This is a genomic window from Halomonas garicola (assembly GCF_055382465.1).
This window is the reverse complement of record NZ_AP043931.1, coordinates 2,718,535-2,733,897: the sequence shown is the minus strand read 5'-3', so window position 1 is coordinate 2,733,897 and position 15,363 is coordinate 2,718,535. Positions and strand designations below refer to the sequence as shown.

12 protein-coding genes are annotated in these 15,363 nt (G+C 64.0%); 7 read left to right on the top strand and 5 right to left on the bottom strand.

The window, feature by feature from the left end; genetic code table 11:
* Nucleotides 1-469: 469 nt before the first annotated feature.
* Nucleotides 470-1,063, bottom strand: a complete 594-nt coding sequence (locus tag ACZ46Y_RS13100; protein ID WP_311955693.1) for a hypothetical protein — start codon at nt 1,061-1,063, stop codon at nt 470-472.
* Nucleotides 1,064-1,300: 237 nt separating this feature from the next.
* On the opposite strand from ACZ46Y_RS13100, the gene ACZ46Y_RS13095 reads away from it, so the two are divergent.
* The 5 genes from ACZ46Y_RS13095 to ACZ46Y_RS13075 all read left to right on the top strand — a co-directional run bounded on the left by ACZ46Y_RS13095 (nt 1,301) and on the right by ACZ46Y_RS13075 (nt 7,862).
* Nucleotides 1,301-3,412: an adenosylcobalamin-dependent ribonucleoside-diphosphate reductase gene (locus ACZ46Y_RS13095; RefSeq protein WP_311955692.1), complete on the top strand. Its 2,112-nt coding sequence runs from the start codon at nt 1,301-1,303 to the stop codon at nt 3,410-3,412.
* 89 nt (nt 3,413-3,501) lie between these two features.
* The gene (locus ACZ46Y_RS13090; RefSeq protein WP_311955689.1) at nt 3,502-4,278 is read left to right on the top strand and encodes a ribonucleoside-diphosphate reductase; all 777 of its coding nucleotides are present in this window, start codon (nt 3,502-3,504) and stop codon (nt 4,276-4,278) included.
* 98 nt (nt 4,279-4,376) lie between these two features.
* The gene (locus tag ACZ46Y_RS13085; RefSeq protein WP_311955687.1) at nt 4,377-5,378 is read left to right on the top strand and encodes a DUF481 domain-containing protein; all 1,002 of its coding nucleotides are present in this window, start codon (nt 4,377-4,379) and stop codon (nt 5,376-5,378) included.
* Between the two features lie 320 nt (nt 5,379-5,698).
* Nucleotides 5,699-6,697 carry an NADP-dependent oxidoreductase gene (locus ACZ46Y_RS13080; RefSeq protein WP_311955685.1) on the top strand — a complete coding sequence of 333 codons (999 nt, stop codon included), beginning with the start codon at nt 5,699-5,701 and terminating at the stop codon, nt 6,695-6,697.
* Nucleotides 6,698-6,740: 43 nt separating this feature from the next.
* Nucleotides 6,741-7,862 carry an alkene reductase gene (locus ACZ46Y_RS13075; RefSeq protein ID WP_311955683.1) on the top strand — a complete coding sequence of 374 codons (1,122 nt, stop codon included), beginning with the start codon at nt 6,741-6,743 and terminating at the stop codon, nt 7,860-7,862.
* A gap of 21 nt (nt 7,863-7,883) precedes the next feature.
* On the opposite strand, the gene uvrA is transcribed toward ACZ46Y_RS13075, so the two are convergent.
* Nucleotides 7,884-10,751: an excinuclease ABC subunit UvrA gene (gene uvrA / locus ACZ46Y_RS13070; RefSeq protein WP_311955682.1), complete on the bottom strand. Its 2,868-nt coding sequence runs from the start codon at nt 10,749-10,751 to the stop codon at nt 7,884-7,886.
* A gap of 191 nt (nt 10,752-10,942) precedes the next feature.
* On the opposite strand from uvrA, the gene ACZ46Y_RS13065 reads away from it, so the two are divergent.
* Together ACZ46Y_RS13065 and ssb are read left to right on the top strand one after the other, a co-directional pair.
* On the top strand, nt 10,943-12,349 hold the full coding sequence (locus ACZ46Y_RS13065; protein ID WP_311955679.1) for an MFS transporter: 1,407 nt from the start codon (nt 10,943-10,945) through the stop codon (nt 12,347-12,349).
* Nucleotides 12,350-12,379: 30 nt separating this feature from the next.
* Nucleotides 12,380-12,931 carry a single-stranded DNA-binding protein gene (gene ssb, locus ACZ46Y_RS13060; protein ID WP_311955676.1) on the top strand — a complete coding sequence of 184 codons (552 nt, stop codon included), beginning with the start codon at nt 12,380-12,382 and terminating at the stop codon, nt 12,929-12,931.
* Nucleotides 12,932-13,115: 184 nt separating this feature from the next.
* On the opposite strand, the gene ACZ46Y_RS13055 is transcribed toward ssb, so the two are convergent.
* The 3 genes from ACZ46Y_RS13055 to ACZ46Y_RS13045 form a co-directional block, all read right to left on the bottom strand.
* Nucleotides 13,116-13,583, bottom strand: coding sequence for an META domain-containing protein (locus tag ACZ46Y_RS13055; RefSeq protein WP_311955674.1), 468 nt, complete (start codon nt 13,581-13,583; stop codon nt 13,116-13,118).
* A gap of 282 nt (nt 13,584-13,865) precedes the next feature.
* On the bottom strand, nt 13,866-14,993 hold the full coding sequence (locus ACZ46Y_RS13050; RefSeq protein ID WP_464380048.1) for a uracil-xanthine permease family protein: 1,128 nt from the start codon (nt 14,991-14,993) through the stop codon (nt 13,866-13,868).
* Nucleotides 14,981-15,310, bottom strand: coding sequence for a solute carrier family 23 protein (locus ACZ46Y_RS13045; protein ID WP_311955670.1), 330 nt, complete (start codon nt 15,308-15,310; stop codon nt 14,981-14,983). The genes ACZ46Y_RS13050 and ACZ46Y_RS13045 overlap by 13 nt, the downstream gene beginning before the upstream one ends.
* Nucleotides 15,311-15,363: the final 53 nt, after the last annotated feature.

Genomic DNA, 15,363 nt, shown 5'->3' with positions numbered 1-15,363 from the left:
ACCGCCCATACGAGATCGCCACGGCGTTAAAACGCCTCGCGACGACGGTAGCGGGCTGTGAGGACCGCACCCGCCACGTCATCGCGACCCCCTGGGTCATGGCGAGCGAAGCGTGGCCATCTCGGGTTTCGCCGATAGTGCCCCCGCATCCAAGAGATCGCCACGTCGCTATGCGACTCGCGATGACCGTAGCGGGAAAGTGCCAGCGCAAGTATGAGATCGCCACGTCGTTTACCCCCGTTTTCTGGTTGCTTGCGCTCCTCGCGACGACGGTAGCGGGCTGTGAGGACCGCACCCGCCACGTCATCGCGGCCCCCTGGGTCATGGCGAGCGAAGCGTGGCCATCTCGGGGTTGGTGGCTACCAGCAGGGCAAAGAGACCGCCACGCGACTTCTCGAGGGCATCACGAGGCGTTTTACGCCGTGGCAATCTCATACCGGCGGTAATGCAACGCGATTACGCACGCTGCCTATTCAGGCTGGCTAGCGCGCCAGCAGCGCGCTAGCGCTTCGTCAACGGCGCCTTCGGCACCGTCAAGGCTGAATGTCATGTACCAGGGCTCGCGCTCGCCCTGCTCAAAGCCCAGAAACAGCTTCCGACCGGCGCGCATGTCGTCAAGCAGGCCGACAAGGTCGTTCAGATAAAAGTGTACGTAAAAGCCGTCGTTGTCTTGCTCGGTGAAAAATTCGGCGACGGCCGGGCGCAGCGTTCGCTCATCCACGCGCAGCTGGGCGGGCACCACGTCGGCGGTCCCGGCCTCATCGGGGACGTCGTCCAACGCTACCCTTACTTCGAGCCAGGGCATATCGCAGACGCCGGGCGTGGCGTTGACGCTCAGGGTTGCATCGCCGTAGCTGGTGGTGTCTACCGCGCGAAAATGGCGCTCCTGCTGGCCTTCCGCACTGCGCGAAAGCGTCGCCGCCTGCCAGCCGCCGTAGGCCTCTGCGTCGCTTACGTTAAACGTCGCTGCCTGAGCGCCGCCGCCCAGGATCATGCCGGCCATCAGCATGGCGACGGCTACAAGCCACTGCGCGCGTGCCGGATACTGCCTGCGTTGTTTCATTGGATTATTGCCTGCTTGTTAGCTGTCTGGGTTGCTCTGCCGGGCCTGGGCCATGTGTGTCGGGCTGGCCGCTTATTTTGAGGCTCGATATTTTTTCAAACCCCATATATAGTACCCAGTGTTAAAAAAAATAGCTCATATGGTTTTCGGGTCGGCTATACTTCAGCGCGCCAGCACGTATAATGGCCGCCCATTTTACTTCATCGTACTGCCCGCGAGGGGAAGGAGTTTTGCGTCATGAGTACTGCTGCCAAAGCCGCTCAATCGTCCAATGATGTGCCGCTGCAGGTTCCCTCGCGGGAGATCTGGGATGCCAAATACCGTCTCAAGGACCGTCACAGCGAGCCGGTGGACGCCGACGTCAACGCGACCTACGAGCGCGTTGCCCGGGCGCTGGCCGAGGTTGAGGGCGACAAGGCCAAGCAGTGGCTGCCTAAGTTCCGCTGGGCGCTGGAAAACGGCGCCATTCCCGCCGGGCGCATTCTATCCAACGCCGGAGCGGAAGCTTACAAGCCCGCCGTGAGCCTGATCAACTGCACCGTGTCGCGTACCATACGCGATTCCATGCGCGATATTCTTGATTCCGTGGTGGATGCCGGGATGACGCTGAAGTCCGGCGCCGGTATCGGCTACGACTTTTCTACCCTGCGCCACAAGGGTGCCTTTGTCTTTGGCGCCGGGGCCGGGACCAACGGCCCGCTGGCGTTCATGGATATCTACGACAAGATGTGCTTCACCGTGGCCTCCGCCGGCGGGCGGCGCGGCGCCCAGATGGGCACCTTTGACGTGGGCCACCCCGACGTCCGCGAGTTTATCCAGGCCAAGCGCGAGGCCGGCCGTCTGCGTCAGTTCAACCTGTCGCTGCTGATTACCGACGAGTTCATGGAAGCGGTCAAGCAGAACGCCGAGTGGCCGCTGGCCTTCCCCCTGCATCCGGGCGAGAAGGACGACGTCAGCGACAAGGACATCATCTACCGCGACTGGCCGGTGGTGGAAGACGGCTACACCGTGGACGACGAGGGTCGGGTGGCCTGTCGCGTGGTCGAGATCATCCACGCCCGGGAGCTGTGGGATACCATCATGGCGTCCACCTACGACTACGCCGAGCCGGGGTTCATCCTGATCGACCAGGTCAACCGCATGAACAACAACTGGTTCTGCGAAGAAATCCGCGCCACCAACCCCTGCGGCGAGCAGCCGCTGCCGCCGGAGGGTGCCTGCCTGCTGGGGTCGGTCAACCTGACGCGCTTCGTCATCGATCCTTTCAGCGACAAGCCGCGCTTTGACTGGAAGCGCTACCGCGAAGTGGTGGCGATCTTCACCCGCATGCTGGATAACGTGGTGGAAATTGCCGGGCTGCCGCTGCCCGAACAGCAGCGCGAGATCGAGGCCAAGCGCCGTCACGGCATGGGCTTTCTGGGGCTGGGCTCGACGCTCACCATGCTCAAGATTCCCTACGGCTCCAAGGAGTCGCTCGCGTTTACCGAAGAGGTCAGCCGCCATCTCGCCATCGAGGGCTGGAAGCAGGCGCTGGAGCTCTCCCGGGAGAAGGGCATGGCGCCGGTGCTGGAAGAAGAGCACACGCTCACGCCGCGGATGCTGCGCGAGCGTCCGCAGCTGAAAAAGGACGGCTACGAGGTCGGCGACAAGGTGCCCGGACGCATTCTCCATGCCCGCTATAGCGCCTACATGGCCAAGGTAGCGGAGCACGAGCCCGAGCTGGTTACGGCGCTTGCCGAGCACGGCGCGCGCTTTACCCACCACAGCTCGATTGCGCCCACCGGCACGATCTCGCTGTCCATGGGTAACAACGCCTCCAACGGTATCGAGCCGTCGTTCTCACACCGCTATTACCGCAACGTCATCCAGACGGGCAAGAAAACCAAGGAGCAGGTCGAGGTGGTGTCGTTCGAGCTTGCCGCCTATCGCCATTTCATCGCCGCCGACGCGGTAGAAAGCGATCTGCCGGGCTACTTCATCACCGCCGACAGCGTTACCCCCGAGCAGCATGTGGCGGTGCAGGCCGCGGCCCAGCAGTGGGTGGATTCCGCGATTTCGAAAACGGTGAACGTGCCCACGGAGTTTCCCTTCGAGCAGTTCCAGGACCTGTATCTGCAGGCCTATGAAAGCCGCCTGAAGGGCTGCACCACCTTCCGCTTCAACCCGGAGGCGTTCCAGGGCGTGCTGGTGCGCGAGGACGACCTGAAGAGCACCACCTACGAGTTTGAGCTGGAAAACGGCGAAACCGTCGAGCTTAACGGCAACGACACGGTGATTTACGATGGCGAAGAGCATAACGCCGCCAACCTGTTTGATGCGCTGAAGGAAGGCACTTACGGCAAGTGGTAAGCGCCTTGCGCCCGGGCAGAGCCCTGAGCTGAGTCCCGGGCGTCATTTCGTGTCCGTCATTAAGACCTCGCTGTTGAGTGGAGAACATCATGGCCGTTGAAATTACCTCAAAAATTGTGGGCTATCGCATCAAGCAGGACGAGCCCGCGGCTCCCGAACCGGTGCTGCCGGACGAGAACCCGTTGACCGTGCGTATACCGTCGCGTCCGGAGGGGACGCTTGAAGCCGTCTCGGAGAAGATTTCCTACGTCGGCGCCGAAGGGCGCAAGAAGGTTTACCTGCTGGTCTCGTTCATGCCGGTGGAAGGCGCCGTTGGCGGCAAGCGCGTGGTGATCGAGCGCCCGGTGGAGTTTTTCTTCCCCTCCGGGCAGCTGTCCAGCGAACACCAGTGGATCACCGCCACCATGCGCAGCCTGTCGCTTGCCGCCCGGGGCGGCTACGTCACCCAGGCGGTGGCCGATCTGCGCAAGGTCGCCTGGGACAAGGGCCTGGTGCGCTGCGGCTGGAATCGCCACGGCAAGCCGGTATTTCACGACTCGGAAGTCTCGGCCATCGCCTGGTCGATCCAGCAGATCCTCTATCGCCGCGGGTTTCTCGACCAGGACGGCAACCAGGTGCCGGTGGAAGACCTGGTGGAGCGCTACGCCCAGCGTAGGGCCAACGGCTACGTCTGGCAGGCGGATGACGAAGACGCTGAAACCCCCGAGCTCGGCACGGTCGAGCCCATCGACGGCGGCACCGACGCGTCCTCGGCATCGGCCGGCCCGGCGGTCGTCGGCCACTGCCCCGAGTGTCGCGGCGAGCTGATCATGATGGACGGCTGCCCCACCTGCTACGCCGGCTGCGGCTGGTCCAAGTGCGGCTAAACCGTTATCCTTGGCGCTTTGCCTTCCCTGTGAGAGCGGGGAAGGCGCCCTTTACCCTTATTTGTGATCCGCGTAGGGCCATACCGGCCTGACCCAGCATGCCGCCACGCTTTTCGACGTTTTTCCCCAGGCCCTTTCAAGGGTTTGCCCCCTGTTTTTCTGCGCTGCTTTGCTGGCTGGTGTCGTCGCCGCTGTGGGCGGATACCCTGTGGCTTGAGAACGGCGACCGGATTACCGGCAAGGCCATCGAGAAAACGGCGACGCGCTGGCGCATTGACACCGGCTACGCCGGCGAAATCGATATTGATGCCGAGCGCGTGGAGCGCGTGGTGCTGGACGAGCCCCCGGCGCCAAGCATCAAGGTAGCCAATGCCCTGGGGTTTGCCACCCAGCCCAAGCCCCCCGACCCCGAGACCGCCAAGGAAAAGGCCGCCTCGTCACCAACCGAGCGCCCGTTTACCGCCAGCGGCGGGGTAGATATTGCCGTGGAGTACGACCACAGCACCGCCGACACCCAGGAGCTCGAGCTGGACCTGCGCCAGCGTATCGAGACCGGCCATTGGCGGCACCACTGGCGCGCCGACTATCACCGAGAGTATCGCGACGGCAAGCGGCGCAAGAACGACTGGCACCTGGCCTACTCGCCCAAGCGCTTTTTTGCCCCCCAGCGCTTCTGGCAGGGGCGCGTGAGCACCAACCGCGACTGGAACGAGGCTCTCGAGCGGCGTTTCTCCCTTGGCGCGGGGCCGGGGTACCAGCTGTGGGACAATGAGCGCGGCGCGTTTTCGCTGTCGGCGCTTTTAACCCGCAACCGCTACGAGTACGCCAACGAGGGTGACGAAAACTTCCAGGCCGGCGTGCTGCAGTGGCAGTTCAACCGCTACCTGTGGGACCAACTGTTCGAGGTTTACGCCAACGGCCGCGCCGGCCGGGCTCTTACCCGCAGCACCAGCTTTTTGCTCGACACCGAAACTGGCCTACGCTACCCGTTCACCGAGTGGGCGTCTTTGCAGATGTCGGTAGAAACCGACTGGGTGGAAAACAGCGTCGAAGACCTGAACGACACCACCTACAACCTCGGCATCGGGCTCAACTGGTGATGCGCGGACGCCAAGGCCAGCGTCGTAGCCTCTATCCCCCGGGGTGAGCCGTCAACAGGTCTGCGAGGGGGCGCTATAAATCCGTCCCTGGACGCTACCTACGCCATCCATGGCGTAGAACCCCCTCTTCGACCTGTCCCCGGCTCCTCTGGACTTATCCAACTACGATAGCCTGCCCGGACCGCCGGGTAGATTGATATTCTCCATGGCGTCTGTATATAGTCTGCATTGGCGCTTGGCCGCCGCCGGGCATACCATTAGCTTGCTACTTTTCTGGTGCCCGCTGATCCGGCACCGATCCTTCATTTGAGGAGTGCATCATGCAAAGCCGCTACTACACCATCCATGAACACCCCCAGGGGCTGCCGTCCCGGGAGCTGTTTGCACTGGAGCAGCGCGAGCTTGGCGCGCTCGCCGAGGGCGAGGTGCGCATCCGCAATTCCTGGCTGTCGGTGGATCCGTACATGCGCGGCAGGATGGACGGCGTGACTACCTATATCGAGCCGTTTGTCCTCGGTGAGCCCCTGGAAGGCGCCGCCGTGGGTGAAGTGATCGAATCCCGGGATGCGCGCTTCAAGGTCGGCGACAAGGTGAGCCACATGGCCGGCTGGCGGGATATTGCCCAGCTGCCGGCGGAGCAGGTCGAGCCGCTGCCCGACTTCGACGTGCCCGAGCAGGCGTATCTCGGCGTGCTGGGCATGCCCGGCACCACCGCCTGGGTGGGGCTCAACGTGATCGCCGACATGCAAAAAGGCGACAACGTACTGGTGAGCGCGGCCAGCGGCGCGGTGGGCTCGCTCGCCGTACAGCTAGCCAAGGCCAACGGCGGCACCGTGGTCGGCATCGCCGGCGACCAGCATAAGCTCGACTGGCTTGAGTCTCAGGGCGTGAAGGCGGTCAGCTACAAGGGCAAAAACGCCGCCGAGCTGAGCAAAGCGCTGAAGGAGGCCTGCCCCGAGGGCTTTGACGTCTACTACGAAAACGTCGGCGGCGACTGTCTCGAAGCCGCGCTGAATAACCTGCGCGTCGGCGCGCGCATCGCCGTGTGCGGCATGATTGCCCGCTACAACGATGACGCCCCGGCCGCCGGCCCCGGCAATCTGGCGATGATATTGATCCGCCGCGCACGCATGCAGGGCTTTATCGTGTTTGACCACTGGGAGCATCACACCGACTTCGTCAACGAGTTCGGCCCTCGGGTGGCCAGCGGCGAAATCGACTACCGGGAAACCGTCAAGGAAGGGCTCGAAAGCCTGCCCGACGCCTTTCTCGCGCTGTTCTCCGGGGCCAACCAGGGCAAGATGCTGGTGAAGCTGTAAGCCCACGACTGAGCCCGTTTTACTTTCTGTTCAAGGATGCCTGATGGCACACGAAACGCTACTCACGCCGGTTAATCTGGGCAGCCTGACGCTGCCCAACCGTATTCTCATGGCGCCGCTGACCCGGGCGCGTACGCCGGACAGCGTCCCCGGCCCGCTGCAGCAGACCTACTATGGCCAGCGCGCCGGCGCCGGGCTGGTCGTCAGCGAAGCGACCAATATCTCGCCCACCGCCCGGGGCTATGTGTATACCCCGGGCATCTGGACCGACGCCCAGGAAGCCGGCTGGAAAGACGTGGTCGACGCGGTGCACGCCAAGGGCGGGCGTATGGCGCTGCAGCTGTGGCACGTGGGCCGGGTCTCCCACGAGATGGTGCAACCGGACGGCCAGCCGCCGGTCGCGCCCAGCGCGCTCAAGGGCGAGGGTGCCCAGTGCTTCGTGGAGTTTGACGACGGCAGCGCCGGGCGCCACCCCACCAGCACGCCCCGGGCGCTGGAAACCGACGAGCTTGCCGAGGTCGTGGACGATTACCGCCAGGCCGCGGTGCGCGCCCGGCGCGCCGGGTTCGACATGGTGGAAGTCCACGCGGCCAACGCCTACCTGCTCAACCAGTTTCTCGCCACCGGCAGCAACCAGCGCTCAGACCGCTACGGCGGCTCGCTTGCAAATCGCGCGCGTTTCCCGCTGGAAGTGGTCGATGCCGTGGTGGAGGTGTTCGGCGCCGAGCGCGTAGGCGTTCGCCTGTCGCCGTTCATCGAAATCTTCGGCCTGACCGACGATGAGCCCGAGGCCATGGCGTTTTACCTGACCGAGCAGCTTTCCGCCCGGGGGCTTGCCTACCTGCACATCAACGAGCCCAACTGGGCCGGCGGCGATATTACCCTTTCTGAGGAGTTCCGCCGGGGTCTGCGCGAGCGTTTTGGCGGCGGCCTGATTTTCTGCGGCCACTACGACGCCGAGCGCGCCGAGCAAATTATCGACGCAGGTCTCGCCGACGCCGTGGCCATCGGCCGCTCGTACATCGCCAATCCTGACCTGGTCGAGCGCTTTCGCCAGGGGGCGGCGCTCAATGAGCCCGACTCCGCCACCTTCTACGGCGGCGGCGCGGAAGGCTATACCGACTATCCGTTCTTGCCGGCGAAAGAGCCCGTTACAGCTAGCTAACGCCTAGCGCCCTGCGGGGCGCTATTTTGTTGCCGTCGCCTTTTTTGCCGTTTTTCCGGCGGCGGCGCGCGCAAGCATCGGCGCCAGAAAGCGCCCGGTGTGAGAAGCTTCCACCCTGGCCACCTGCTCCGGCGTGCCCTCGGCGATGATACGGCCGCCGCCGGCGCCGCCCTCGGGCCCCAGATCGATCAGCCAATCGGCGGTCTTGATCACGTCGAGGTTATGTTCGATCACCAGCACGGTGTTGCCGTGGTCGCGCAGGCGGTGGAGCACCACCAACAGCTGGCGGATATCCTCGAAGTGCAGCCCGGTGGTGGGCTCGTCGAGGATATACAAGGTTTGTCCAGTATCGCGCTTGGCCAGCTCCCGGGCGAGCTTCACCCGCTGGGCCTCGCCGCCGGAGAGCGTGGTCGCGCTTTGCCCCAGTTTGACGTAGGAAAGCCCGACGTCGACAAGCGTCTGCAGCCGGCGGGCAATGGCGGGTACCGGGCTGAAGAATGCCAGCGCTTCTTCCACCGTCATTTTCAGCACCTCGTCGATGGTCTTGCCCTTGTAGTGGATATCCAGGGTTTCGCGGTTGTAGCGCTTGCCCTGGCACACGTCGCAGGGCACGTAGATATCCGGCAGGAAGTGCATCTCCACCTTGATCATGCCTTCACCCTGGCAGGCCTCGCAGCGCCCGCCCTTGACGTTGAACGAGAAGCGCCCGGGCTTGTAGCCCCGCGCCCGGGCTTCGTGGGTGCCGGCAAACAGCTCGCGGATGGGGGTAAAAATCCCGGTGTAGGTGGCCGGGTTGGAGCGCGGCGTGCGCCCGATGGGGCTCTGGTCGATGTCGATGACTTTGTCCAGCTGGTCGAGCCCGTCAAGCGTCTGGTACGGCGCCGGGGTCAGGGTGGTGGCGCGGTTCAGATCCCGGGCGGCAATGGGCATCAGGGTGCCGTTGATCAGCGTCGACTTGCCCGAGCCCGAGACCCCGGTGACGCAGACAAAGCAGCCCAGCGGCAGCGTAAGCGTAACGTCCTGCAGGTTGTTGCCGCTGGCGCCGGCCAGCACCAGCTGCTTTTCCGGGTTACCGGGAATGCGGTACTGGGGCACGGCGATTTCGCGCTCGCCGCGCAGGTACTGACCGGTGAGCGAGCCCGGGGTATGGGTCACCTCGTCCGGCGTGCCCTGGGCGACCACCTCGCCGCCGTGAACGCCGGCGCCGGGGCCGATGTCCAGCACGTGGTCGGCGCGGCGAATGGCCTCTTCGTCGTGTTCGACCACGATCACGGTATTGCCCAGGTCGCGCAGCCGCTCGAGGGTTCTCAGCAGGCGGTCGTTATCGCGCTGGTGCAGCCCGATGGAAGGCTCGTCGAGGATATACATCACACCCACCAGCCCCGCGCCGATCTGGCTAGCAAGCCTGATGCGCTGGGCTTCGCCGCCGGAGAGCGTATCCGCGCTGCGCTCGAGGTTGAGGTAATCAAGACCCACGTTGACCAGAAACTCCAGCCGCGAGTGGATCTCGGACACAATGCGCGCGGCGATCTCGCCGCGCTGGCCGGAAAGCGCCAGGCGGGAGAAGTAGTCCCAGGACTCACCGATGGGCAGTCGCACCACGTCGGCGATGGTGCGGCCGTCGACGAAGACGTGGCGCGACTCCCGGCGCAGCCGGGTGCCGTGGCACTGGGTGCAGGCGCTGGCGGTCACGTAGCGGGCAAGCTCCTCGCGCAGCATGCTGGACTCGGTTTCATGGTAGCGGCGCCTGAGGTTGGGCAGCACGCCTTCAAACGGGTGCTCCCGGGTGATCTTTTGCCCGCGATCGTTGGCGTAGACAAAAGGTACCGGCTCGCGCCCGGTGCCGTTGAGGATGATGTCGCGCTCGCCCGAGGTCAGCTTCTGCCACGGGGTTTCCAGAGGGAAGCCGTAGTGATCCGCCAGCGACTTGAGCTGGGTGAAGTAGTAGACGTTGCGCCGGTCCCAGCCCTTGATCACGCCTTCGGCAAGCGAAAGCTCCGGGTGGCTTACGAGCTTGTTGGCGTCGAAGTACTGCTGCACCCCGAGCCCGTCGCAGCCGCTGCACGCGCCGGCGGGGTTGTTGAACGAAAACATCCGCGGCTCGAGCTCGGCCAGCGAATAGCCGCATACCGGGCAGGAAAAGCGCGAGGAAAACGCCAGGTCTTCTGCGTCGCCGTCCATGTAGCGAATCATCGCCGTGCCGTCGGCCAGGGACAGCGCCGTTTCGAAGGATTCCGCCAGCCGCTGGGCGATATCGTCGCGGACCTTGAAGCGGTCAACGACGACGCTGATGTCGTGTTTCTTGCGCTTGTCCAGCGGGGCGATGTCGTCAAGCTCCAGCACCTGGCCGTCGATCAGCACGCGCACAAACCCCTGGGCGCGCAGCTCGGCCAAAAGCTGCAGGTGCTCGCCCTTGCGGCCCTTGATCACCGGGGCGAGCAGCATGAGTTTGGTGCCGGCTTCCAGATTCATCACCTGGTCGACCATCTGCGAGACGGTCTGGGCTTCGAGGTCCTCGCCGTGCTCGGGGCAGCGCGGCGTACCCGCCCGGGCGAACAGCAGGCGCAGATAGTCGTAGATTTCGGTGATGGTGCCCACGGTGGAGCGCGGGTTGTGCGAGGTGGATTTCTGCTCGATGGAAATCGCCGGGGACAGCCCTTCGATATGGTCGATATCGGGCTTTTCCATCATCGACAGGAACTGGCGCGCGTAGGTGGAAAGCGACTCCACGTAGCGGCGCTGGCCCTCGGCGTAAAGCGTGTCAAACGCCAGCGACGACTTGCCCGAGCCGGAAAGCCCGGTGACCACGATGAGCTTGTCTCGGGGCAGGGTCACGTCGATCTGCTTGAGGTTGTGGGTGCGGGCGCCCCTGACCAGAATGCTTTCCATCAATACCTCATTTACGCGCGGCAAAAGATCAAGTATACGGTTTGCCGAGCCCCGGGGGCAAAGCGCGCTTGTCTTCGGACGGCGTTTTCAGCGACGGCGAAGCGCGCTAGAATGGAGCGCTTTTCTTCTTTTTGCGCGCCGTTGACGTGGAACCGTGACGGTCGCACCCGATGTATCAACGTTGAGGCTCTATGGCCAAGGTTTCTGCACTGCTTCTACCTTCCGAGCGCCGCGCCATCAGCGGCCTGGCGGGGCTCTACGCGTCGCGCATGCTGGGGCTTTTCATGGTGCTGCCGGTGCTGGCGCTTTATGCCGACGAGCTGGCCGGCTCGACGCCGCTGCTGGTGGGCGTGGCGCTGGGCGTTTACGGGTTGACTCAGGCCTGCCTGCAGATTCCTTTCGGGCTTTTATCCGACCGCTTCGGGCGCAAGCGCATCATCGCCGTGGGCCTGGTGCTGTTCGCGCTGGGCAGCGCGGTGGCCGCCTTGGCCGATTCCATCACCGGCATTATTGCCGGGCGCGCGCTGCAGGGCAGCGGGGCGGTGGCGGCGGCGATCATGGCGCTTCTGGCCGACCAGACCCGGGAGCAGGTGCGCACCGCCGCCATGGCGACCATTGGGCTTTCCATCGGCATTGCCTTTGCCGTAGCCATGGCGCTGGGCCCCTGGCTTGCCGCCAAGGCCGGGCTTTCCGGCGTGTTCTGGTTTACCACCGGACTCACCGCCGTGGGGCTCTTTGTGCTGTGGCGCTGGGTGCCGGCAGCGCCGCGCCGGGTGAAACACCAGGACGTGGGCATGGACCGAGGGCAGCTCAAGCGCGTGCTTGTTCGCCCGGACCTGTGGCGTATCGACCTGTCGATTTTTGCCCTGCACCTGACGCTGATGGCAAGCTTTGTCGCCGTGCCGCTGCGGCTGGTGGACGCGGGCATCGAGGCGTCCTGGCATGGCCTTGCGTATCTGCTGATCATGGGTGGGGCCTTTGTGCTGATGATTCCGCTGGTGATCGTGGCGGAAAAGAAGCAGCTGATGAAGCCCGTCTGCCTGCTGGCTATCGGTGTCATTACGCTGAGCCTCGCCGGGCTGGGACTGCCGCTGTCCCACGGGGTGGGGCTGTTTGTGCTGCTGCTTACGTTTTTCACCGGCTTTAATTTGCTCGAAGCCATGCTGCCCTCCATGCTCAGCAAGCTGGCGCCGGCGGGCGCCAAGGGGACCGCCATGGGCGTGTACTCCACCGGGCAGTTTCTGGGCGCTTTTCTCGGCGGTACCCTGGGCGGCTGGCTGTCCAGCGCCTTTGGGCTCAACGCCGTATTTTTGGGCTGCGCGGCGCTGGCGCTTGCCTGGTGGGCTATCATGTGGTCCATGCCCAAGCCGCCGCCCCTGGCAAGCGAAGTGGTAGCGCTTGACGAGGCGCCGGCGGAAACGCTGGACGCGCTGCTCGAGCGCCTCGCTCAGGTGGCCGGCGTTGAGGACGTGATGCTGGCACCCGAGGAGCGCGTCGCCTATCTCAAGGTCAATCGTCAGACCCTCGACGAAGCGGCGCTTTCCCGGCTGTTGCCGGCGGCGGCAACACATTCCCGTGATGCCGGCGACGCCGGCTGACACCCTTACTGACGCATCAAGGAGCATCTGATGGCTCGCGGTATCAATAAAGTTATTCTTATCGGCAACCTCGGCCAGGATCCCGAGGTGCGTTTTGCGCCCTCGGGGACGGCTGTGGCCAACCTCAATCTGGCGACCACGGACACGTGGATGGATCGCCAGAGCGGACAGCGCCAGGAGCGTACCGAGTGGCACCGCATCGTGCTGTTCAGCAAGACCGCGGAGATCGCCCAGCAGTACCTGCGCAAGGGCTCCAAGGTCTACATCGAAGGGCGGCTGCAAACGCGCAAATGGCAGGACCAAAACGGCCAGGACCGCTACAGCACCGAGGTGGTGTGCAACGACATGCAGATGCTTGACTCTCGCGGCGGTGGCGGTATGGGCGGCCAGCAGGGGTATCAGCCCCAGCAGGGCGGCGGGCAGCCCCAGCAGCCCGCGCCTCAGCCGCAGCAGGGCCACCCCGGCCAGCAGCAACAGCAGCCGGCGCCGCAAAACCCGCCGCAGCAGGGCCAGCAGGGCGGAAGCTACGGCGCGCCCAACCCGGACAGCTTCGACGACTTCGACGACGAGATTCCCTTCTAAGAGCGACCTTGCTATGGCAAAAGCCCCGTTTTGACGGGGCTTTTTTGTGCCGGTGCGAGGGGCGCCGGGGCATGGTGTCAGCTCAGCGTCTGTACGCCACCGCCGACGTTGTTGACCAGCACGTGGCTACTGCCAAAGGTCTTGAGGGTCTTGTCGATCAGCGCTCGTCATCTTCAGGTCGTCCTCAGTACAGATGAACGGCCTGGAAGCGGGCCAGCGTCTCGCTGTCATCATTGGTAAGCGTCAGTGTCTTGCCGTTGACTTCCCAGCGCTCGACCTGGTTCAGGGCGTTGAGATAGGCGCGTTCGGCACCGGCCGTCTCCGGGCAGGCCATCATGGTGGTCGCCAGCTGCTCGAAGGCAATATGCGTATCGTCTTGGCTGTAGTTGCCCATCAGCTGGTTGCAGCCCGTGGCGCCGGCGACGCGCTGATCGTCTTCGTGCAGCACAAAGTGCGCCTCGCGCTGGTCATCCTGGGTATCCGCCACGGGGCCGTCGGCCAGTTCCGTGAGCTTCCAGTAGGTGTTGGCAAGGGCAACGTCGGGCGTGTCGTCGGCGGCGCTCTGGTCGGTGCTGTGGGCGGCACAGCCGGAAAGCCCCAGGGCAAGCCCCAGTAGCAGTGAGTAACCGGCTGTTCTGGTGACGTTTTTCATGCTTTCCCCTTGTGTTGAGCAGAACGGTTTCGTGTCGCTATTCGGTGCGCTTGCAGCAGCGCCCTGTCTTAGAGTCCTGTGCGGTCGCAAGTTCCCGATAGCTTTATAAGCTTATCATCAATGTATATGTGGACTGACCGTCACTGGCGTTAGCCGGGTGGATTGCTGTCGCACTCATGATGAGTTGGCGCGGGCAGAAAAATGCCGTGAACACGGCGTGTCCACGGCATCGTTAGCGGGCTTTTGCCTCGGCCGTTGGCGGCCGGGGTCAAGGCTCGCGCATCAGCTTGCGCTGTTGGCCTTGGCGCCAGGCTGATGGGCGACGGAGTCTTCGGCCGCCTCGGCGGCTTCGATGGCTTCGCGCTCCTTGGCCTCATCGGACAGCGACTTGTTGGGCAGTACGATGTTGAGCACAAAGGCGGTGATGGCCGCCACCACGATCGGCGCGCCGCCGATGATGTTCCGCACTACTTCGGGGAACTGCGCGATTGCTTCGGGAACCGAGGCGATACCCAGGCTCAGCGCCAGCGCCAGACCCACAATGGTCATGTTGCGGGCGGACATTTCATCCTTCACCAGCAGCTGGATGCCGGTCATGGTAATCATGCCGAAAACGGTAATGGTCGCGCCGCCCAGCACCGGGTACGGGATGGTGGTCATCACCGCGCTGAACTTGGGGCTCAGGCCGGCGAGGATCATGAAGACCGCGGTGATGGCGAGAACGAAGCGGCTGATGACCTTGGTCATGGCGACGATACCCACGTTCTGGCTGAACGTAGAGGTCGGCAAAGCGCCGAAGAACGCGCTGACGGCGGTGGTCAGGCCGTTGCCCAGCAGGCCACCGGTGAGCTCCTTGGTTTCCAGCTCGCGGTTCATGCCGCCAACCGAAGTGGCCGAAAGATCGCCGATGGTCTGCACCGAGTTGATCACGCAGATCACCACCATGGAGGCGATGGCGGCGCCGTGGAACTCCATCTCGAACGGCATTACCCTGGGTACCGAGAACCAGGCTGCTTCGCCGATGCTTGAGAAGTCGACCATGCCCAGCGCCAGGGAAATGATGTAGCCAACCACGATGCCCACGATGATCGCGGACAGCTTGATCACGCCCTTGCCGAACTGCGAGGCAAGCAGCACGGTCACCAGGGTGATCCCGCCAACGGCCCAGTTGATCAGATCGCCAAAGCCTTCCGCCGAGGTGTTACCGCTGCCGGCCATGTACTTTACGGCAATGTCGTAAAGCGAAAGCCCGATGACCAGAACCACGGTGCCGGCCACGACCGGGGGAAAGAGCTGGCGGATATACTGGATGAAGTAGCCCACCAGCATCATGACGATGCCGCCGATCAGCTGGGCGCCGAGAATACCCTCGATGCCAAAGCCGTTGCCGACGGCAATCAGCGTTGGCACATAGGCGAAGCCCACGCCGAAGAGATGGCCGGCAGGCGGGCGCCGAACTTCCACACGCCGTAAAGGTGGAAAATAGTGCAGATACCCGAGGCGAGTACCGCTACCTGAACCAGCAGCAGCTGCTCCTGGGGCGTGGCGTCAACGACGCCGGCAACGATGATCGGCGGCGTGATGACGCCGGCGATCATGGCCAGCAGGTGCTGCAGCGAAATGGGCAGAGCCTTGTAGAATTTGGGCCGGCTGTAGAAGTCGAACAGGGACCGGTTGGTCGTGTCTGTACGCTTCCCCAGTTCCGGAGATGCGCTTGCGTCGCTCATCGGGATTTCTCCTTAGCTTTGTTGTTGTATGCACTACAAAGAGTAGGTTGTTT

What these genes read in the sequence shown, in the direction of transcription:
- ACZ46Y_RS13100 (WP_311955693.1), bottom strand. Translation starts at nt 1,063, where the DNA reads ATGAAACAACGCAGGCAGTATCCGGCACGCGCGCAGTGGCTTGTAGCC.
- ACZ46Y_RS13095 (WP_311955692.1), top strand. Translation starts at nt 1,301, where the DNA reads ATGAGTACTGCTGCCAAAGCCGCTCAATCGTCCAATGATGTGCCGCTG.
- ACZ46Y_RS13090 (WP_311955689.1), top strand. Translation starts at nt 3,502, where the DNA reads ATGGCCGTTGAAATTACCTCAAAAATTGTGGGCTATCGCATCAAGCAG.
- ACZ46Y_RS13085 (WP_311955687.1), top strand. Translation starts at nt 4,377, where the DNA reads ATGCCGCCACGCTTTTCGACGTTTTTCCCCAGGCCCTTTCAAGGGTTT.
- ACZ46Y_RS13080 (WP_311955685.1), top strand. Translation starts at nt 5,699, where the DNA reads ATGCAAAGCCGCTACTACACCATCCATGAACACCCCCAGGGGCTGCCG.
- ACZ46Y_RS13075 (WP_311955683.1), top strand. Translation starts at nt 6,741, where the DNA reads ATGGCACACGAAACGCTACTCACGCCGGTTAATCTGGGCAGCCTGACG.
- uvrA (WP_311955682.1), bottom strand. Translation starts at nt 10,751, where the DNA reads ATGGAAAGCATTCTGGTCAGGGGCGCCCGCACCCACAACCTCAAGCAG.
- ACZ46Y_RS13065 (WP_311955679.1), top strand. Translation starts at nt 10,943, where the DNA reads ATGGCCAAGGTTTCTGCACTGCTTCTACCTTCCGAGCGCCGCGCCATC.
- ssb (WP_311955676.1), top strand. Translation starts at nt 12,380, where the DNA reads ATGGCTCGCGGTATCAATAAAGTTATTCTTATCGGCAACCTCGGCCAG.
- ACZ46Y_RS13055 (WP_311955674.1), bottom strand. Translation starts at nt 13,583, where the DNA reads ATGAAAAACGTCACCAGAACAGCCGGTTACTCACTGCTACTGGGGCTT.
- ACZ46Y_RS13045 (WP_311955670.1), bottom strand. Translation starts at nt 15,310, where the DNA reads ATGAGCGACGCAAGCGCATCTCCGGAACTGGGGAAGCGTACAGACACG.